Raw genomic sequence first — 21,596 nt, forward strand, 5'->3', positions numbered from 1 at the left:
GTTTTTTATGATCCATTATATTCACTCTGTTGTGTGACGAGAGTCATCTATTGGGCATTGACTAATAGTTGATACTTCACCAGAGTATGACTCCTGTTCGAGTTTTACTTTAAAGCCCCATAGTCTGTAAAGGTGTTTTAGTACCTCCTCGTGTGAGCTTGCTAAAGGGACGCTGTTATGTGGGATGTAGCGTAACGTAAGCGATCTATCGCCTCTAATATCAACATCATACACTTGAATGTTAGGTTCATGATTACTCAAATTATACTGCGCTGAGAGTGCTTCTCTAACGACTTGATAGCCATTGTCGTTATGTATTGCACCAACTTCTAAGTGTGGGTTATTTGCATGATCGACGATAGTAAATAATTTAAAATCGCGTATTAATTTGGGCGATAGGAATTGGCTAATAAAACTCTCATCCTTAAAGTTTTCCATTGCAAAGTGCAGGGTATCTAGCCAGTTACTACCTGCATACTCAGGAAACCAGCGTTTATCTTCTTCAGTTGGGTGTTCACATATTCTGCGAATATCAACCATCATATTAAAACCCAAAGCATATGGGTTAATGCCTGAATAATACTTGCTGTTATAAGGGGGCTGGTACACTACATTAGTATGGCTTTGTAAAAACTCTAACATGAATGAGTCAGTCAGCTTACCCTCATCATATAAATGATTAAGGATAGTATAGTGCCAAAATGTAGCCCAACCTTCGTTCATAACCTGAGTTTGTTTTTGCGGATAAAAGTATTGCGAAATTTTACGTACAATACGTATAATTTCACGTTGCCAAGAATCGAGTAATGGGGCGTTTTTTTCAATAAAATATAAAATATTTTCTTGTGGTTCTTCTGGAAAGTGGCGTGTTTTCTTTTTTGTTTCTTGTTGTTGTTCAGGAATGGTTCGCCATAACTCGTTTACCTGCGATTGTAGGTATTCTTCTCGTTCATGTTGACGTTTTTGTTCTTCAAATAGCGATATTTGTTGTGGGCGCTTATAGCGATCAACACCATAATTCATGAGTGCATGGCAAGAGTCCAATAAGGTTTCTACTTGAGTTATACCGTGTTTTTCCTCGCAGCGACTTATGTAATTTTTAGCGAATAAAAGATAGTCTATTATTGAGCTTGCATCAGTCCATGTTTTAAATAAATAATTACCTTTGAAAAATGAATTATGCCCATAACAGGCATGCGCCATTACAAGCGCTTGCATAGGAAGCGTATTTTCTTCCATTAAGTACGCAATACAAGGGTCTGAATTGATCACTATTTCGTAAGCGAGACCCATTTGTCCGCGCTTATAGTTTTGCTCTGTTTGTATGAATTTTTTACCATACGACCAGTGGCTATATCCTATAGGCATGCCAACGCTCGAGTAAGCATCCATCATTTGCTCGGCTGTGATCACTTCAATTTGATTAGGGTAAGTATCTAATTTGTAGTGGGCTGCAACGCGAGCTATCTCACCTTGGTACTCATTTAATAAATCAAAGGTCCAATCTGGGCCATCACTCATTCGTTTGTCGTTCATAGTGCACCTCGCTTTAGGCTATGCAGGGCCTTGCTGTTGACGACCTTTTTTGAATAGCTTTCTAAATATAGGATAAATGTCTTCTACTTCTTTAATATGCTGTATAGCGAAATTGCTATGGCTGTGTGTTATGTCTTCATATTCGCGCCATAAGCTTTGATGGGCACGTGTGGTAATTTCTATATAAGCAAAATACCGTACTGCATTTAAAAGCTTATTACGTAAAATCTGCCCACATTGCGGCGTATCGTCAGCCCAATTATCGCCATCAGAGGCCTGCGCTGCGTATACATTCCACTCATCCGCGTGGTAGCGCTTTTTAATTATTTCGTCCATTAACTTAAGGGCGCTTGAAACAATCGTACCGCCCGTTTCTTGAGAGTAGAAAAACTCCTGCTCATCTACTTCTTTTGCTTGTGTGTGATGGCGAATATAAACCACTTCAATGTCTTTGTAACTTCGTGTTAAAAATTGATAAAGCAAGATGTAAAAGCGTTTTGCCATATCTTTTGTCGCCTGATCCATTGAGCCAGACACATCCATAATACAAAACATCACTGCTTTGCTGGTGGGGTGAGGGCGTTTTTCATAATTACGAAAGCGTAAATCGTAATTATCAATAAACGGGACTGATTTAATTTGTACTTTTAATGTCTCAATTTCTTTTTTTAGTAAGGCGATTGCAGCTTTATCGCTGTGAGACTCAACAAGAAGCATAGCTAGTTGCGCTTCAAGCTCAACTAAGCGACGTTTTTTACCCGCACTCATGGCAACACGACGTGCAAGTGAGCCTTGTAGTGAACGAACTATATCGATATTACTTGGCATTCCATCGCTACAAAATCCAGCGCGATGGGTTTTCATTTGCACTAATTTATCGAGTTGATTTTCTTGCAAGTTAGGTAATTCTAGGTCTTCAAATAGTAAGTCAAGGTATTCATCTTTTGATATAGAGAACACAAACTCGTCTTGCCCTTCGCCTGTATCACTTGCTTCGCCTTCTCCAGCGCCGCCACCTTGTCCGCCTTTAGGGCGTTCAATTTTATCACCCGTAGAAAACTGATCGTTACCAGGGTGAATCTGCTCTCTATTTCCTCCTTTTCCCTGATGAAATGTGGGCTCGCTGATATCTCGCTGTGGAATAGAAATACTCTCACCAGAGCTAGAATCAGTAACGCTGCGTTTGTTTATAGCATCCGATACAGCTTCTTTAATTTGCTTTTTATAGCGCCTAATAAAGCGCTGACGATTAAGCGTGCTTTTATTTTTGCCGTTTAAACGCCTATCTATAAAGTGCGCCATAATGACCTCCTAAAAACTACGACTATGAAGGCTATTGCGACTTTCTAACCCGTAAATACCACTCAGATAGCAAGCGTACTTGTTTCTGTGTGTAGCCTTTTTCGACCATGCGATTAACAAAGTCTTCGTGTTTTTGCTGATCCTCAGCTGATGTTTTGGCGTTAAACGAAATAACAGGGAGTAAATCTTCGGTATTAGAAAACATTTTTTTCTCAATTACCGTACGTAGTTTTTCGTAGCTGGTCCATAGCGGATTCTTGCCATTATTATGGGCACGGGCACGCAGCACAAAATTAACTATCTCATTACGAAAATCTTTCGGGTTAGAAATGCCTGCTGGTTTTTCTATTTTTTCAAGTTCAGCGTTTAATGCCGAACGGTCGAATAATTGACCTGTATCAGGGTCTCGATACTCTTGATCTTGAATCCAAAAATCTGCATAAATAACATAGCGGTCAAAAATATTTTGGCCGTATTCAGAGTACGATTCTAAATAGGCGGTTTGTAGTTCTTTCCCTATAAACTCTACGTATTGCGGAATTAAATAGCCTTTTAAAAAGCTTAAATAACGTTCTTCAACTTCAGCTGAAAATTGCTCACGCTCTATTTGCTGTTCTAGTACGTAAAATAAGTGCACTGGATTTGCGGCGACCTCGGTGGTATCAAAATTAAATACACGAGATAAAATTTTAAATGCAAAACGGGTAGATAGTCCTGTCATACCTTCATCAACGCCGGCATAGTCACGGTATTCTTGATAGGATTTTGCTTTAGGATCGGTATCTTTTAATGTTTCACCATCGTATACGCGCATTTTTGAATAGATACTGGAATTTTCAGGCTCTTTTAAGCGAGAGAGTGTTGTAAATTGTGCCAGCGTTTTAAGTGTACCAGGGGCACACGGCACATTGTATAGCTCACTGTGCTCAAGTAACTTGTCGTAAATTTTAATTTCTTCAGTTACACGTAAGCAATAAGGCACTTTAACAATATAAACACGGTCTAAAAATGCTTCGTTATTTTTATTGTTTTTAAAGGTTTGCCATTCAGATTCATTAGAGTGGGCGAGTATCATGCCGCTAAATGGCAGTGCACTAATACCCTCTGTTCCATTGTAGTTACCCTCTTGTGTAGCGGTAAGTAATGGATGTAGCACTTTAATCGGTGCTTTAAACATTTCTACAAACTCCATTAAGCCTTGGTTTGCAAGGCATAAAGAGCCAGAGTAGGCGTATGCATCGGGATCATTTTGGGCAAAATGCTCAAGCTGGCGAATATCTACCTTGCCTACGAGTGCAGAAATATCTTGATTGTTTTCATCTCCAGGCTCTGTTTTAGCGATTCCTATTTGGTTTAAAATCGAAGGGTAGCGTTTAATGACTTTAAATTGACTGATATCCCCGTTAAATTCTTGTAAGCGTTTACCTGCCCAAGGCGACATGATTGTTTTTAAATAGCGCGGTTTGATCCCATATTCTCGCTTAAACAGCTCTGCGTCTTCGATTGGATCAAACAATGAAAGAGGGTGATCGTTTACCGGAGATCCTTTAATTGAATAGATAGGCACTTGTTGCATCAAATATTTTAGTTTTTCAGCAATCGATGATTTACCACCGCCCACGGGGCCAAGTAAATAAAGCACTTGTTTGCATTCTTCTAACCCTTGGGCTGCATGCTTTAAATAAGACACTATTTGCTCAATAGCGTCTTCCATACCGTAAAAATCGGCAAATGCTGGGTAACGTGCAACCACTCTATTAGAAAATAATCGGCTTAGTCGTGCATCCGTTGCGGTGTCCACCATATTTGGTTCGCCAATTGCCATAAGCAGACGCTCTGGGGCGCTTGCATAGGCAGACTTATCGGTTTTACAAATCTCAAGGAATTCAGCGATACTGTACTCTTCTTCTTGTGCCGCTTCGTATCGTGCTTGGTAATGCTCAAAAATAGTCATAATAACCTCCGAAACCCGCTGTAAAAAGGTGCTTACTTTTTAAAGTCTAGTCACGAATTGGTACTTTTGTGCAATAAAATTAAAAATTTAACTCAGGAATGTTTGTTTTTTAGGCTGGGTAGCCCCTATGTGGTTATCCCTAGGAGTGATTAACTCTTTGTTGGCGACTAAGGTATAGATGAGGAGCGAGAGCAGTTACCTAAACCAAAAGGGCAACCCGTATTTGGCATTTATATATCGTTATTACCTGTTTATGGGAGAAAAGCACACACTACATAAGCTCTGCCTTGCCTAAATACCAAACAGTCTGCTGCAAATTTAACCTCGAAAGATAAACAGCCCTAGTTTGCATAATGAAAATAAAATGATTGCAACATGCACAAAATAATTTAGCTATATTTTTTTTGCTTTAAAATTCATGTAATTATAATCTGGAGTGAGGCTTGCATTAATATTTTCACTTAATAAATAAGGGCGAACTTATTATGAAATTAACCCAACTTACCACAGCATGCTTGTCTTTAATTCCCTGCGTTGTTTTTAGTCAATCATTTGATACATGCCCTAGTCAGGCTTTTTTGATGCAAGACTCTAAAGCGCAACTTTATGGTATAGATTTAGTTTCAGCCAAACCGACTGTTTTATCTTCACAATTAACCTTTGCAAATGAAGTCAATAATGAAAGTGTTAACGCAATTGGTTTTAACTATAAAGATCAGTATCTATATGGTTTTAGCAAGCAATCACCTAGTAGTATTGTGCAAATAGGTGATGATTTTGAAATGAAACGCTTGGATGTTAATGGCCTTCCAGCAACTAACTTTTACGTTGGCGATATTCAAGTAACAGGAGATGGAAGCAGCCAACGCGCATCGTATTTTGTGTACCACCCTAATTATGGGCTTTACTCTATTGACTTAAATGGGGATTTAGATGGCGCTATCACAGCCGAACTTCTACCTAACACTAATAATTGGAAGTTAAGTATATTTGATTTTGCATTTCATCCTACAAGTAACTTGCTCTATGCCGTTGAGTCTAACGGAGACTTACACGAAATAAATATTGCAGCAAATACAAGCAAGTTTATCACGCAAGTAGATATTGGCGACGATACGGGGGCATTTGGTGCTGCCTATTTTGATATTAACGGACAGTTTTATTTTAGTAATAATAAAAGTGGTAAAATTCATAAGGTTGATTTAAACGTTAGTCCGGTTGTGGGCTACACACCGATAGCAAATGTATTTACGTCAGGTCCTAAATCAAGCCAAAATGATGGTGCACGCTGCGCCATTGCAGAAGTAAAAGTGACAGACAGCTCAATTGATTTTGGTGATGCACCAGCACCTTACAACACAAGTTTGGAGCAAAGTGGTGCAAGGCATTTATTTGATCCTAACAGTACTGGCAGTGATTTAATTTATTTAGGTGATTCGGTTGATGGTGAAAATATAAATACGGATGCTGATTTAATTAATACCCCAATTGATGCCTCTGATGATGGCGTAAGCTTTGTAACAGCAATATCAGCAGGGCAAAGCAGCCAAATTATTGTTAACGCGTCAGCATCGAGCTTTTTATATGCATGGTTTGACTGGGACCAAAATGGCACTTTTAGCGAAGACGAAAGAGTGGTTACCAAATTAGCCGTGAATCAAGGTGATAACAGCATTTTAATCAGTGTCCCTAGCAACACAAAATCAGGCCAAACATGGGCGCGTTTTAGAGTTACAGATGGCACAGAAGCATCACTCATTACAGCCACGGGTGGCGTACTAGGCGGAGAAGTTGAAGATTACGAAATCACAACATTTGCAAGCGCAGTTTATCCTGGTGAGAACGATTGGGTAACACTTGCCTATGAGGATAAATGGCCGTATGCAGGTGATTATGATTTTAATGATGTAGTTATTAATTACAGAACGACCCAGCTAATAGAGGGCAGTAATGTGGTTGGCTACAAAATTGATGGTCAACTTATAGGCATAGGTGCTACTTATCATAATGGTTTTGCGGTGAGGTTAAAAGAAACAATAAATGGAGAATCACGTTCTATTTTAAGTAGTGAAGTTGATGAAGATGCCATTGTGTTTGTTATAGATGGTCAACTTCAAAGTGAAAGTTATTTAGAAGCAAATCGTAATGATGCGATATTAATTTTCATGCAAGATACATGGACTCATGTATCTAAACAAACTGGCTGTAGCTACTTTAGAACAGAAGATAACTGTGACACGAATGTTAAAGTAACATTTAGTATGACTATTCCATTAAAAGCTCCAAAAGCAAAAGCGGCTTCGCCAGGTTCACTTCTTGATCCCTTTATTTTTGCATCAGAGGGCTTTTATCATGGTGATTTTTTAATAGATAAAGAAGCTAGAAGCTGGGAAGTGCATGTAAAAAACCAGGCGCCAACTGAAGCATTCGACTCCTCACTATATAATTTTGCTGGCTCTGACGATGTGAGCGATCAAGCTCGGGGTTTGTATTTTCTTAGCCAGAGCGGTTTACCTTGGGCAATGGAAGTAGGTATGCAATGGCTACATCCGTTAGAGGGGGTTGATATCACAGACGCTTATGAGAGTTTTGCTGAATTTGCTGAATCTTCTGGCAAACAAAAATCACAATGGTTTAACGATTATAGTATCAGTAATGTTGTTTTAAAAGGGGAACAATAATGAAAAAATCTATCATAATTTTAACACTATCAATGACTTTAACTGCATGTGGAGGAGGTGGTTCTGAGGAGACAAAAGCCCCTGCAACCGTCTCGGCACCTGCTCCTTCTTCAACAGAAGCCACTAAACCAACCGGTATAAATGCTTTAAAAATTGATGAGCAGTTTAATCTCTCCACTAAATATTCACTAAATTTGGATGTTGCGCTTGGGTTTGGTGATGTAAGAGCATATTTAAATGTATGTCAAAAGAAAGCATCGGCACAGCGAGCAGATTATAATAATTGTATTTATAGAGGCCCACTTGCAAATAGTGCGCTTGAAACACAGCTTATCTTGAGCAGGCAAGATATTGATTTAGTCGCTGAGGTTTGGTTTTATGATAGCTCGACAGAGCCCCTTTCATATACGTGGCAATATGAACCAAACAAAGAACAACAGTTATTTACGATGAGGTAATCTATCAAGTCCTGTTGATCATTCGAGATTGAATCTACAGCAGTAGGTTTGGTATTTAACCTGAGCTCTGGTTAAGAAATTTACTAACGTATTGAATCATGGTGATATTTAAATTTATTTTCTCTAGCCAGAGATTTTCAGTGAAAACAAGGCGTATTTACGCGTCAATAGCTGGCCTATTGCAAGTAAATTCAACGCAGTTAGCGCTGAAAATAACTGCTCGAGATAGATTTATTATCCAGAGTTTATGTTATTTAGGCAGGGTAACGTCTATTTATGTGGTGCGGTTATTTTCTATAAATAGGCGATAATACAGCATAAATACCAAACATTTGCTGCCCTTTGGATTTGTCCTAGATAGCACAAATTTTAATCCGCAAAGATTAACAGACCCTGAAAAATTAATTAGGTCGATAAATTTATGTTTAGAGTCTTCACGCTCAATAATTCGCAAATTATTTTTTTTCGGATTATTTTTTTATTAGCCGCACTGTTTTTTATTGCACTTGCGTTTAATCCATTAAATTATTTTTACGCAGAGGTACTTGTTTCCCTACGTATTCAATTATTAGCAGCAGCACTTATATGTGTTTTATTTTTGATTACGCTTAGATTATATAAAGTTGCAGTGGGGCTACTATTTATATGTATGCTAGGCCTTAGTCCAATGTTTCCTAGCTTATCTTATCAAACATCCAGTAATGAGCGGCTCCTGACGTTTAAGCAAATAAACTTAAATTATAATAATGAATACATAGACGCTCATTTATCAACCCTACTGCAACAAAAATGGGATGTGCTGATTTTACAAGAATTCAGTGACAATAACCGTGATTTGTTGAGTCGATTCTTAAGCACAACCGATATGTTTGGTTATGAAGAAATTGAAGGCATTCCTTACGGTATTGTTGTTCTATCACGTATACCTATGGTGTATAAACAGCAGATCAAATTAGATGCTGATAAATTAGGCTATATTAAATTAAAGTTTCTATTTGTTGATCACATTATAACGGTTTTCGTAGCACATCCTCCTTCACCGCGATCGAAACAACTATGGCAAAATAGAAATACCTTACTCGCAGCGCTAAACGAAGCGGCGCAAAATGAAGAAGGCCCGTGGATAATAGCTGGAGATTTAAATGTTGTGCCTTGGTCTCAATATTTCGATTGGGACAACGATAGAACCTGTTTTGGAGAACGTAGCTATGTGAGTTTTATGCCTTTTGAGCGAGGTCGATTTAGGCTGATCGGATTGCCTATTGATCATTGTATTATAAGTGAGCAAATTAGCTTGCATGGAGTCGTCGTCAGTGAGTTTAAAGGTAGCGATCATAGAATGTTAAGTTATGATCTAAGTATTAATAATACCAATTTTATTAAAAATATGATCATTCTAGCGTATTAAATAACTCACTAACTACGTTAAAAATTATTTATATAGAACAACAATGTATCATGATTTTAGCCTTGTTATTGCGCTATTTTCTTATCGCTATAATAGATCACTAATTTATGCAATTGGTATAAAAAGACTCTGAGGTTTCACATAGAGCCTTTTTATTACTGATGGATAGTTTTCGCACATTAAACAGCTTATCAAGGTGATTTGATAGACTGTTTGATGTCGTGTAGTAAATGTTGAAAGTTACGTTTATGAGGAAATAACATAAAAGCAGCAGCTGTTAAGGAGAACGCTTTAAATTTAAGTCCGATTTCTCGGTAGTATTCACCGTAACACTCAAATATTCTTGCTTGGGCTTTGAGCCGCGTTTTAATACCAATATCATTTTTACAGCGAGAGATTATTTCTTTCATTGCATTTAGTCTGTTTTGTCTATTCGCGGTGATTGAACCTGCTCTCATTAAATACCCCATTGATATTTGTTGAGAAAAAGCAACGTCCCCAATCCTCGCTAGTTTTAACCAGCAGTCCCAATCACTTGCGCTGTTAAGTGAGTTATCAAATTTTCCAACGTAGTTAATGGCTGATTTTTTTACGACAACAGAAGAAGTACCTATTACATTGGCAAATATAAGTAAATCCATTGGTGATTGGAGGTTTTGATAACCGATATGATCGCTATCAATAAACTTTGAAAATTCGGGCCAATAGGAAAAACAGTCAATAATAGATGCATATTCTTCATCGACATGCATGTAATTAGTAAAACTTAAAACACAGCTAGAATTATTTTTCATATAACTAATTTGATCAAATAATTTATCGTCAGTCCAATAATCATCAGCATCTAAAAAAGCGATATATTCACCTTTAGCTTCTGCTATAGCTTTATTTCTAACACCGACCACTCCTGTATTTTTTTGTTTAATAACTCGAATATTAGACAATGTTTTTTTTGCATTATCGAGCCATTCTACACTGCCATCGGTCGAACCATCGTCGATAACGAGTATTTCACAGTTAATATTTTTTTGCCTAACAACACTTGATATCGCCTTTGCTAAATAGGGCTTACAGTTGTAATTAGGGATAATAACACTGACCTCAATATTCATTTTAATAACCTTATACTTTTCAAGATAACTAGGGTTACGCAAGATAAGAGCCAATGATTTAAGCGCCCTGCGGGGCTGTTTTTTGTTTAATGGTTTGCATATTGCGATATATCTTCGCAAATTGAATTTTAAATGCGTATTTGCGTTGTTTTATGCTGGGCATAGTTCTTGCGAAGTAACAGATAAGTCTATCTGGAGTTTTTAAAATGAAACATATTGGCATCGTTGTTCCTAGCTTCCACATTCCATCAGAAACGTTTGTTGTGACTGAAATTAATGCCCTCGTTAATGCAGGGCATAAGGTAAGTGTACTCACGTTTGAAAATTTAAATAAATGTATAAATTTAAATTGTAGTGTGCGAATTATTGTTATAAAAAAATCGACTCAATCGGCCATTAACGCTGCACTGCAAAGACCTTTAATAGCCTTGAAAAGCAGTCTTGTAGCGAGAAGGTTCACGTCTATTTCTGTTTTATCGTTGATGGGTTATGGATTGAATATTGCTGAGATTATTCTCAAGCATCAAATCTCTCACATTCATTGTCATTTTATGCATGCGCCATTGGCCTACTCAATTATTGCCAGCAAGCTTGCTGGGGTGAGTGTTTCTTCAATTGGTCATGGCCACGATGTATACGTAAACGATTCTGATTTAAAGCTTAAACTGTCGTTGTGTGATTTCTCTGTTGCGGTATGTGAAGACATGGCAATAAAACTGCGTAAATACAGCGCAGGTAAAATTCAATTACTTCATTGTGGAATCGACTTGAGTGTGTTTAATAATAAACCAAGCCGTTTGAGTGAGTCAGTTAAGCTTTTGTTTGTTGGCCGATTAATTGAAAAAAAGGGTCTGCAATTTTTATTACCAGCAATAAAAAAATTGACAAAAAAATACTCTATATCGCTTGATGTTGTCGGAGACGGACCTTTAATGAACGATCTCAAATATATGTGCGAACAACTTAGGATAGATAACGATGTCAGGTTTTTAGGATCAAAAAGCCCTGTATGGCTATCAAAAAATACCAGCCATTATTCTGCTTTAGTTGCGCCATTTTGTATCTCTGAAAATGGTGACCGCGATACGGGACCCGTTGTATTAAAAGAAGCTATGGCCAGCGGTATCCCTGTATTGACCACCGAATTAATGGGAGCAAAAGAAATTGTTAACGATGCCGTTGGGTTTAAATGCGAGCCTTCAAGTATTGAAGGGCTAGAAAAGATATTAGCCAAATTTTGTGAACTTACCCCGTATGAAAGACATGAAAAAGGGTTAAATGCAAAAGAAGTGGTTGCTAAAGATTTTAATGCTAATACGCAAGCTAAAAAACTATCTAACTGGGTACAAAACCTGTAGGAGTTATTATGAATGGAATGAAGCAAATCGCATATTTTGGTTTATCTACTTTATTTCTTAAAGTGTTAGGGTTTGCTTTATTACCTATTTCTACACGCATACTAAGCCAAGCTGAATTTGGCGAACTCAATTTTTTAGTATCAATATCCGCTGTTATGTCGCTGCTTCTGTGTTTAGGATTACCTGAGTTATTATTTAAGCAACACATCAGTGACCCTCAAAGAAAAAGATCACTATTTAGAGACGCCCTTATTTTATGCGGGTTTTTAAGTTGTGTATTTGTTTTTATATTATTTTATTTTATCGAGCCCTTTAGTGCATTGCTGCCAGTGCCTTTAAATACAATTGATATAAAGCTGTTAGCGGTTAACTTGGCGCTGTCATCTGTACTTAGTGTTTTATTTTGTTACTTTAGATACTATGAGATGGCTAAGCAATTTTGTGTTCTAGCCATACTTCAAGGCGCTGGCCAAACATTATGTACGCTTATTTTACTCTATTTAGGCTACGGGGTGACGGGAGTTATGGTGTCGGGTGTGATATCGAGCACTCTAGTGTTACTTATTGCGTTATCTCTGGTGATTAATCAATTGGGTATTAGTTTTAAATACATTGCATGGAACATAACGCCTAAGAATTGTTTATTTCTGCTAAGCATTATTGTCTCCTCATTGTTTGTATATGCAAACAATGGCGCAGAAAATTGGTTTATAGCAGCAAGCGTGGGTAAAGAAAAGTTAGCTCAATATTATGTTGTATTACAGTTTGCGTTAATGACATCGTTTACTTTTGAGCCAATTAGAATGTGGTGGTTTTCACGCCGCTTTAATGAATTAACACAAAATCGTACCAAGTATATTTTTTTATGCAAACTCAGTTTAGACATTGGTATTTTATTGTGTGCGCTAATGATTATCGTCACACCTCATATTTTTAGTATTGTATTACCTCATAACTATCAATTAAATACTTGGCTGTTACCGAGCCTTATTGTTGTTGTTGTACTAAGGCACCACAGTGACCTATTAAATATTGGATGTTACACGCAGTTCAACGGGCTTTTTGTCACTGTGATTAACGCAATAAGTGCTTTAATCGCACTGTTATTATTAGGTTTTTTGGTACCAAAGTTTGGTTTGTCGGGAGCTGTAAGCGCTTTGGCGTGTGCCCAGTTAGTTAAAACGGGTCTGTTTGTGGCGATAAGCCAAAAGCTTGAATATTTAGCATTTAAGGTAAAAAGCTTTGTGCCAAGTTGGGTGTGTTTTTTACTTATTTATATCCTGAGTATTATTGATTTAGCACAGTACGTTTTATGGCAATTAGTGACGTTTGTTGGCTTTTTAATTGTCCTTTTTTACAAATATAAACCGCTAATAAGTAATGCGATTAAGCCATTTTTAAGGATCAGAGCGCATGATTAGTTGGTACAAGCAGCATTGTTTAATCATAAATGGCTTATTTATTACGGCATTAACACTTGTATTGTATACGCTATTTGGCCCTATTGCTGCGTTTGCATTATTACTACTGCCGTTTGCAGGCTTTTTAGCGGTAAAAATTAGCACCGTGTTCATTATTTTTTTTATTTTATTTAGCTATTTTAGATTACACGAGGCCTTTGTCTTTTTAATGCCTCTCAAAATCCCGAAAATGCTGGCATTGGCGTCATTGCTAGGGATTGCATGGCATTTATTTATATCAAAAACACTGAAGCCTCATTGGAGCTCAACACATTTAATTTTTGTTATTTGGTTTGCGTGGCTAACGGTTTGTGTGTTTAGCGCAACAAACAAAGGCTTAGCAATAGAATACTGGATAGGTGTACTAGTTAAGGTATTTATCATGGTGTTTGCTATTAGCTGGTGGTTAACACGGTTCTCTCACTTTAGCTTTGTTCGCTTGGGGATTATGATCTCTGGTGTGGCGGTAGCATTAGTTGCCTTAAATAATAAAATCAATGGCGTAGGTCTTGTAGAAGGGACGCGGGTGACTATTTCTCGAGAGTATCGATCGCAATTAGGTGATCCAAACGATTTGTCTTTAGTGCTCATGTTTCCTGTTTCTTTTTTGGCCGCTGAACTATTTGACTCTACAGCCAATAAATATCGCCGGCTCTTTGCTGCGATCGGCTTGATGTTAACTATTTCTGGCGTTATCGCTACGCAGAGCCGAGGTGGCTTATTAGGAATTGCAGCTATTTTAAGTTTCTTTTTATATCAAAAAGTAAAAAACCCTGTTGTTGTTGCTATGTTTGCAGGTGTTGGCATGTTAGCAATGATGGTTTTTGCTGGTATTAGCGATAGACAAAGTGGTGGAGCTGTTGAAAGTGGAGTTGATGAATCAGCAATGGGCCGACTATACGCATGGCAAGCGGCAATAAATATGGCTATTTCAAATCCTCTTACGGGTGTTGGCGTTGATAATTTTTTTGTAAATTATTACTTTTACAGCCCACACTGGGATGGCAAGAATCATGCAGTACATAGCACATGGTTTCAGGTGTTAGGTGAAACAGGCTTTGTAGGAATATGCATATTTTTACTTTTAATTGCCAGCATTTACCGAAGCCTTTCGAGAGTTTATTGCATCAATGCACTTAACTACAATGATCAAGTGGCAGTTAATGCGAATGCGTTAAAGGCCGGTATTATAGGGTTTATGGTTGCAGGCACATTTTTAACGCAAGCATTTACTTGGCCGCTGTATATTATTTTGGCCCTCACTATTGCGCTCGAGAAGCTCACTATTCAAAGCAATAAGGAATAACAGTATGATGGTACACGTCAAACGTTGGTTAAAAAATAGTCCACATCCTTTTGCAAAATCACTTTTTCATTTTGCAAAAAACCTTCGCAATCCACAAATGATGGTTATTCCTCTTCTTCATTCGACGCTTTATCACCTGCATCAATTTGTAAAAGAGTTGTGTCACGAACTGTTAAGAATTATTTATTACACGCCACTGTTTAAAAGCCAAATAAAAGGCAGTAAAAAGCAGCTCTTTTTGTACTCAGGTATGCCACAAGTACTTGGACAGCTTAATATTGAGTGCAGCGATAACGTTAGAATGTCTGGTATTAGCACATTTTGTGGGCGAGTGGGTAACTTAACTACGCCAACACTCATTATTGGTAACAACGTGGATATTGGCTGGCAAAATGCCTTTTCGGTTGGCCAAAAAATCACATTAGAAGACGATGTAAGGTTAGCTGGGCGCGTTTTTTTAGCTGGGTTTCCAGGTCATCCCATTGACTGTGAACGAAGAGCACAAGGCGACAGTGACGACGAGTCTCAAATTGGCGATATTATCATTAAACGCGGTGCATGGTTAGGCACTGGCGTAACGGTACTTGCAGGCGTCACGATTGGTGAGGGAGCAATTATAGGAGCAGGCAGTGTGGTGACAAAAAATATTCCTGCTTTTACTATTGCTGCAGGAAACCCAGCCAAAGTAGTGAAGCATATAAAGGAGTCCTAATATGAAATTTATTGTTTTTGGTGAAGATTGGGCAAGCCATCCAAGCAGTACTCAGCATTTATTTTCAGAGTTGGCTAAAAATCATGAAATACACTGGATAAATTCAATTGGTATGCGCAAACCCCGTTTCAAACGCAACGATTTAGAGCGCGTATGGAGTAAGTTTAAGCAGCTTTTTAGTCAATCAAATCACACCGCAATCAAAACACCTAGCACTATGCAGGTATACAAACTACCAGTGTTCCCGTGGCACGATAATACATTAGTAAAGCGCTATAATAGCTGGATTTTTTCCCGATATTTTAAAGGTATTCAAAATAATGAACCCATTATATATTGGTTGAGTGTCCCTACAGCACAGTACTTATTTACAAAAAAAGCGCACGATAAACTCATTTATTACTGCGGCGATGATTTTAACGCGCTTGCCGGCGTTGATGCGCATTTGGTTGCGCCATTTGAAAAAAGTTTAATTAATAAAGCCGATTTAATTTATGTCATTAGTCAATTTTTGATGAATAAGATGCCACACTACAAAACTAAAATGCTTAGTCATGGAGTTAGTTATGACCTCTTTACATCTCATACAGATATCGCCCCAGAAATAAACGCGTTGAACGGTCCTATTGTTGGTTTTTACGGCAGTATTAACGCATGGTTAGATATGACATTGTTAACAGCCCTCGCTGCACAAAGGCCTTACTACCAACTGGTATTGGTGGGTGATATTGTTGCCTGTACCTCTCAACTGCTACAGTTTAAAAACGTAACGCATGTTCCTGCGGTGGATCATCAGCGTTTAGTCACTTTTTCAGCGCATTGGGATGTATCTATTTTACCGTTTGTAAATAATGCGCAAATTAGAGCATGTGATCCGCTTAAATTAAAAGAATATTTAGCGGTAGGAACACCTATAGTCGCAACGCAATTTCCCGCTGTGATGCGTTACGAGTCAGAAATTTATATCGCAAAAACCCAAGCTGAATTTATTAGTAAAGTAGATGAAGTACTCTCACTTGATAAAACGCAATTAAATACACTTAAATTAGCGCAACGCCATATAGCTCAAGACCATAGTTGGCAATCAAAAGCGCTTGCTGTTGAGCACGATATCTCTACTTTAAACCACGGGTTATAATTAATGGTTGTTGAGTCTTAAGGATTAAACTTGTGATCCTCAAGGGAGTGATACCAATTTGCAATCGATTTTAGGGATTAAATCTGGCGCTAACTAGATTATTTAATTAAGCGAATTGGTGTGAACTGTAGCGCGTGTTTGGTATTTATTCTGAGAGCTCCCTATCTGTTGGAAATTATCACGCCCTAGATTCTGTCTTGCTTAAAAACCAAACAGTCTGCTACAAATTTAACGTATACCAATTCGCAATAATACTTATACCAATTTTATTAAAAACATGATCATTCTAGCGTATTAAATAACTCACTAACGACGTTAAAAATTATTTATATAGAACAACTATGTATCATAATTTTAGCCTTGTTATTGCGCTATTTTCTTATCGCTATAATAGATCACTAATTTAATGCAATGGTATTAATCATTTGAAGGTGCCAAACCTGACGTTAGCTACGTTAAAAGTTTCTCATTTAGAGCAACAATAGCAGGCCTATTGTAAGTAAATTCAACGTCGTTAGCGCTGAGAATAGCTGCTTGAGATAGATTTATTATTCAGAGTTCAGGTTCTTTAGCATAATATTGGCGCAGCCTGTGCAACTACCTTATTAGACGTCGCTATTTGTAGCTAAAATTCTTATTTTGCAAATAGTCGCTAAATTTCGCATAGCAATATGCAAATGTATAGGTAGGGTTTATGTTAGTAAGAGAGCAAATTAAACGATTACTTTATTTAACCTTGTATGCGGTGTATACAAGAGCAAAGCTATTTGTTTTACCGCTTTTGATTGTTCCTTTTGTGGTTATTTTATTAGCAGCTACGTCGCAAAAGCAATATACAAATCACGCCACTATTTTAATTGAAGAGTCAGCACTGCTTAATCCATATTTGGATGATTTATCTTTTTCTTTTGATTTATCAAATCGCATAGCGGCGCTTCGTACCTTGGTTATAAGTCGAAAAGTGCTTATAGCCGTCGCTAAAGAAACGCAATTAGTACCGGGCAATGCATCCCCTGCAGAGATAGAAAAGATCCATCAAAAACTTTCTCAAGCACTCTCTCTTTCATTAGTTGGGGACGAGCTTGTTCGCATTAACTTTACATGGCACGACCAAACAAAAATGAAGCTAGTGCTCGAAAAAGTTGTCGAAAAGTTCATTGAGCGTTTATTAGCACCAACAAGGACCTCATTGGATACATCAGAGCAGTTTTTCTATCAGCAATTGGTAAGCCTTCGTGATGAGTTAGAGTTATCGGAAGAGTCGTTAGCAATATTCAAAGCTAAAAATAGCAATACCTTACCAGCTGTTTTACATAGTAATCGCCAAACATTTGATAAATTGCTAAGTGATCAACAGCAAAAGTCTATTATCTTATCCGGTGCGCAAGCCAAGCTCAAAGCGCTTACAACAAAGATGGGTCAAGCGAATCCAATTTTAGGTCGGATTGAAGAAAAAATAATTACTGCCGAATCAGAACTGAGCTTTTTAAAAACACGCTATACCGAAAAGCACAGTAAAGTCATCTCTAAAAAACGCGAGCTACAAAGCATTAGAAACCGTCAACAGTTATTAATTGAAAATGGCAAAGAGCTTGATCCAACAAATATTGAGCAGCTATGGCAAATGGCTAATACCTTGCCCAGTGGCGGTGATGGTGAGAGCAGCGTATTGGTGTCGCAAATTCTTAATCTTGAAGATGCAAAAAACGCTGTTACACAGCATCAGCAAGAGTTTGACATGCTTGAACAGCAGGTTAGTACCGTAAGTGACCGACTTTTAGTAACCAGTGACATTGAAAAACAACTCAGAAAATTAGAGCGCGATTATGACGTTAAACAGTCTTTATATAAAGACATGCTGAGTCGTTATGAAATGGCCAAGGTAACTGGAAAGTTGGTTAAGTACGAAGGGCCAGATAAAGTCAAAACCATAGAGCGTGCCTACAGCCCAACGCAGCCAATCAACACATCACTCGCTATATCAATTATTGTCGGCATCATTTTAGGCCTATTTACAAGTAGCACGATTGTGTTTGTTGCGACTTTATTCGATAGCCATCTAAAAGATATTCAAACCATAGAAAAATTGTCTGCTCTTGAGGTCGTTACTATTTTACCCATTGTGAAGGATGCACCGGTGGACTTGGTTTTTAATTCATCAATGAACTCTATTGAACAGGGGAAATAACATGAACGTATTGCATTTGGTTCAACATTTTAAAATAGGTGGGCTTGAAAAAATGGCCGTAACACTCATGCAAAAAAGCCAATTTGCTGATTCTAGCGTGGTTGTATCGCTAGAAGGGACTTTAAGCGAAGCGATTAAAGATTGGCCACAACTGACATCGTTTGGACACAGATTGATGTGTTTAAATAAAGCTGAAAAGTTTGATTTAAATATAGTTAAAAAGCTCTCTGAGATCATTAAACAATACAATATAGACGTTATACATAGTCACCACATAGGGCCGATGCTTTATGCGAGCATGGCTTGTATTAAAAACCGCCTAGTTAGGCATGTTTCAACTATTCATGATGCGTGGTATTTAAAGAGCTTTAAGCAACGCTTAATAACTAAAGCATTAAATAGATTGACAAAAATACACTGGGTGGCCGATGCACAAGTTGTGGCTAAAGACTTTTTTAATGAAACGGCCATTAAAACAGATAAAACGATACTAAATGGTATCGATTTTAATCAGTTTATAGGTATTAACGAATCTGATGCTCGTCAGCAGCTGAATTTACCTCAAGATGTTAATTTAGTTGGATGTTCAGCACGACTAGAGCTAGGGAAAGGGCACTTTGCGTTGTTAAGGATCTTATCATCATTGCCAATATATACCGAACTGGTATTTGCGGGCACTGGTAGTTTGCACAGTAAACTGGTTGATTATGCGAGCACATTAGGAATTTTAGATCGGGTTCACTTTTTAGGTAATGTACAAAGCATGCAATTATTTTACTCTGCTATTAACGTTATGTGTCTTTACTCACAAAGAGAAGGCCTTCCGTTATCTATTTTAGAATCAATGGCATGTGGTAAAGCGATTGTCGCAACTGACGTGGGTGGTATTCGCGAAGTCTTAACAGATAAGCAAGGTATCTTGATCAAACCTGGAAATGAAATGGGACTTAAAACTGCAATTGTAAAAGCAATTAATATGAAACAAGGTGATTGTATAAGAGAGCATGTTTTTTCAATTGCTAATGCGAATAAAATGAGTGCAGAGTACGACCATTTTTATAATGGCTTATCATCGTAAGGAGAAAATAATGACTTATTTACTGATCACACTCGCGGTGTTAATTGCGCTTGTTTTATACCACCATATTGGTTATGTGGCACTTTTAAAATTATTCAGTCGAGATAATAACAAACGCCTTGTGTTTGCTAAAAATACGAAAGCAACCGCAAGCTTTGGTATTTTAATTTGTGCGTACAACGAACAAGCCTATATTAAAGAAAAATTGTATAACTTAGGCGCGATGCTTTACAACACGAAAATGTTCGCAATTCACGTTTATTTAGATGGTTGTACTGATAATACGTATGAAGAGGCTATGTTGGCTCAAGCACAGTTAGCTAAGCAAGATGTAGTGTGTCATTTACATTTCAACAAGCAAAACCAAGGTAAAGCGCACGCTATTAACGAGTTAATTAAACTAACAAAACCTAATTACGATGTGCTGGTGTTTACTGACGTAAGCGCATTACTGAGTATTGATGTATTAATGAACCTTGATGCTGATTTTAAAGATACGCGGCTTAATGTCATTACGGGTGTTTATATTTTAGATGAACACGCAACGACAGAGCAAAAACATTATTGGCAGTATCAAAATAGTATCAGGAGTATGGAGTCAGCACTCGGTGCTGTGATTGGTGTGCCAGGTGCTATGTTTGCCATTCGCTCTAAATATACTGATGTATTAGAGCAAAGCATAATCAATGATGATTTTATTCTTTCCATGAATGCGTTAAAAAATGGCGGAAAAGCCGTTGTTAATAGCGAAATTAATATTTTAGAAAGAGAATGTGATGAGCAAAGTCATGATTATGCAAGACGAGTGAGACTAGGCGCCGGTAATTGGCAGCAAATTAAAATACTCTATAAACTATTAAACCCTCAATTGGGTTGGGTAAGTTTTAACTTTTTTTCACATAAAGTGTTGCGTGGTGTTATGCCAATTGTGCTTGCTTTAATTTATATTTTACTGTTCTCAATAGCGATTTTTTCCACGTTACTACTGCCTAAATTATTATGCGGCATTATTACGTCTATACACGGTATTGAACTTACTAAAAAGGTATTTAAAATCAAAATGAAACTCCCAATTGTTGATAAAATAAATTACATTCTCAATGCCTACTTCTTAGCATTATGGGGCATTATTAAATTTGAACGCGGTGATTATAAACAGCATTGGCGCAGAGTACATCGTAGTAATACGCAGCAAAATGTAACCATTAAAGTGATTAAACGGGCAATTGACATCGTTGGCTCAGTGACAGGTTTACTTTTGTTGTCTCCGGTTATGCTAAGCGTTGCCGCTATGATAAAACTCACCTCACGGGGCCCTGTTTTATTCAATCAACTAAGAGTGGGGGAAAGTAATGATGATTTTGTTGCTCTTTTTGATGTTCTTAAATTTCGTTCAATGGTGGTTGATGCAGAGGCGCAAAGCGGTGCTGTTTGGGCAAGCAAAAATGACCCAAGAATAACCCCCATAGGCCGATTCATCCGTAAAACACGTTTAGATGAGTTACCACAATTATGGAATGTATTGGTCGGCGATATGTCGCTGATTGGGCCTCGACCAGAACGTCCAGTGTTTTATTCTAAGCTTGAAAAAGACATTCCTTATTTCTCTCAGCGTACTTACGGTATTAAGCCCGGTATATCTGGGCTGGCTCAAGTGATGAATGGCTACGATGAGAGTATTGATGATGCTAGGAACAAAATAGGGTGGGATTATGCCTATATGCTCAGCACCTCATCACCACGTAGTTGGTGTTATATGGAGTTAACCATCTTGTTTAAAACACTGGTTGTTATATTTACTGGTAAAGGACAATAATTATTTTTGCATAATGCAATCGCACTCCCAATACTCAATTGCATTATGCTTTGCTTTCCTCTTTTTTCTCTTTCTTTAGTTTAAATGTA

At 37.7% G+C, this 21,596-nt stretch carries 15 protein-coding genes; 11 read left to right on the forward strand and 4 right to left on the reverse strand.

Translation table 11 applies throughout. The features are described from left to right. Positions 1-21 precede the first annotated feature (21 nt). The 3 genes from ACJJVZ_RS09950 to ACJJVZ_RS09960 are packed head-to-tail and all read right to left on the reverse strand — an operon-like array spanning position 22 to position 4,792. Positions 22-1,536, reverse strand: a complete 1,515-nt coding sequence (locus tag ACJJVZ_RS09950; protein ID WP_405600104.1) for a SpoVR family protein — start codon at positions 1,534-1,536, stop codon at positions 22-24. An 18-nt stretch (positions 1,537-1,554) separates the two neighbouring features. Beyond that, entirely contained in the window at positions 1,555-2,838 is a 1,284-nt protein-coding gene (locus tag ACJJVZ_RS09955; RefSeq protein ID WP_405600106.1) for a YeaH/YhbH family protein, read from the reverse strand. Positions 2,839-2,869: 31 nt separating this feature from the next. Next, a complete protein-coding gene (locus tag ACJJVZ_RS09960; RefSeq protein WP_077537694.1) occupies positions 2,870-4,792 on the reverse strand; it encodes a PrkA family serine protein kinase in 1,923 nt (640 codons plus the stop codon). Positions 4,793-5,277: 485 nt separating this feature from the next. Between ACJJVZ_RS09960 and ACJJVZ_RS09965 the strand changes: the two genes are divergently transcribed. From ACJJVZ_RS09965 to ACJJVZ_RS09975, 3 genes are all read left to right on the forward strand, one after another. Then, positions 5,278-7,473: an LruC domain-containing protein gene (locus ACJJVZ_RS09965; RefSeq protein ID WP_273050379.1), complete on the forward strand. Its 2,196-nt coding sequence runs from the start codon at positions 5,278-5,280 to the stop codon at positions 7,471-7,473. After that, positions 7,473-7,931 (forward strand): hypothetical protein, encoded by a 459-nt coding sequence (locus ACJJVZ_RS09970; RefSeq protein WP_405600110.1) that lies wholly within the window; start codon positions 7,473-7,475, stop codon positions 7,929-7,931. The genes ACJJVZ_RS09965 and ACJJVZ_RS09970 overlap by 1 nt, the downstream gene beginning before the upstream one ends. A gap of 421 nt (positions 7,932-8,352) precedes the next feature. Continuing rightward, the gene (locus ACJJVZ_RS09975; protein ID WP_405600112.1) at positions 8,353-9,339 is read left to right on the forward strand and encodes an endonuclease/exonuclease/phosphatase family protein; all 987 of its coding nucleotides are present in this window, start codon (positions 8,353-8,355) and stop codon (positions 9,337-9,339) included. Between the two features lie 191 nt (positions 9,340-9,530). Here the strand turns inward: ACJJVZ_RS09975 and ACJJVZ_RS09980 are convergent, their stop codons facing one another. Then, on the reverse strand, positions 9,531-10,451 hold the full coding sequence (locus ACJJVZ_RS09980; protein ID WP_182702154.1) for a glycosyltransferase family 2 protein: 921 nt from the start codon (positions 10,449-10,451) through the stop codon (positions 9,531-9,533). A gap of 206 nt (positions 10,452-10,657) precedes the next feature. Between ACJJVZ_RS09980 and ACJJVZ_RS09985 the strand changes: the two genes are divergently transcribed. The 8 genes from ACJJVZ_RS09985 (at position 10,658) to ACJJVZ_RS10020 (ending at position 21,507) form a co-directional block, all read left to right on the forward strand. Continuing rightward, positions 10,658-11,809, forward strand: coding sequence for a glycosyltransferase (locus tag ACJJVZ_RS09985; RefSeq protein WP_273047050.1), 1,152 nt, complete (start codon positions 10,658-10,660; stop codon positions 11,807-11,809). A gap of 8 nt (positions 11,810-11,817) precedes the next feature. After that, positions 11,818-13,230: a lipopolysaccharide biosynthesis protein gene (locus ACJJVZ_RS09990; RefSeq protein ID WP_405600115.1), complete on the forward strand. Its 1,413-nt coding sequence runs from the start codon at positions 11,818-11,820 to the stop codon at positions 13,228-13,230. After that, a complete protein-coding gene (locus ACJJVZ_RS09995; RefSeq protein WP_182702157.1) occupies positions 13,223-14,575 on the forward strand; it encodes an O-antigen ligase in 1,353 nt (450 codons plus the stop codon). Before ACJJVZ_RS09990 ends, ACJJVZ_RS09995 begins: the two co-directional genes overlap by 8 nt. Before the next feature lie 4 nt (positions 14,576-14,579). Next, on the forward strand, positions 14,580-15,287 hold the full coding sequence (locus ACJJVZ_RS10000; protein WP_273047053.1) for an acyltransferase: 708 nt from the start codon (positions 14,580-14,582) through the stop codon (positions 15,285-15,287). A gap of 1 nt (position 15,288) precedes the next feature. Beyond that, positions 15,289-16,425, forward strand: a complete 1,137-nt coding sequence (locus ACJJVZ_RS10005) for a glycosyltransferase (RefSeq protein ID WP_405600117.1) — start codon at positions 15,289-15,291, stop codon at positions 16,423-16,425. A gap of 694 nt (positions 16,426-17,119) precedes the next feature. Beyond that, on the forward strand, positions 17,120-18,613 hold the full coding sequence (locus ACJJVZ_RS10010; RefSeq protein ID WP_405600120.1) for a GumC family protein: 1,494 nt from the start codon (positions 17,120-17,122) through the stop codon (positions 18,611-18,613). A gap of 1 nt (position 18,614) precedes the next feature. After that, a complete protein-coding gene (locus ACJJVZ_RS10015; RefSeq protein ID WP_405600122.1) occupies positions 18,615-19,691 on the forward strand; it encodes a glycosyltransferase in 1,077 nt (358 codons plus the stop codon). Positions 19,692-19,701: 10 nt separating this feature from the next. Continuing rightward, a complete protein-coding gene (locus tag ACJJVZ_RS10020; protein ID WP_405600124.1) occupies positions 19,702-21,507 on the forward strand; it encodes a sugar transferase in 1,806 nt (601 codons plus the stop codon). The last annotated feature ends 89 nt before the right edge of the window (positions 21,508-21,596 follow it).

Origin of the sequence: Pseudoalteromonas sp. Ld19 (genome assembly GCF_045064135.1) — a bacterium.
Lineage (GTDB): Bacteria > Pseudomonadota > Gammaproteobacteria > Enterobacterales > Alteromonadaceae > Pseudoalteromonas > Pseudoalteromonas aliena.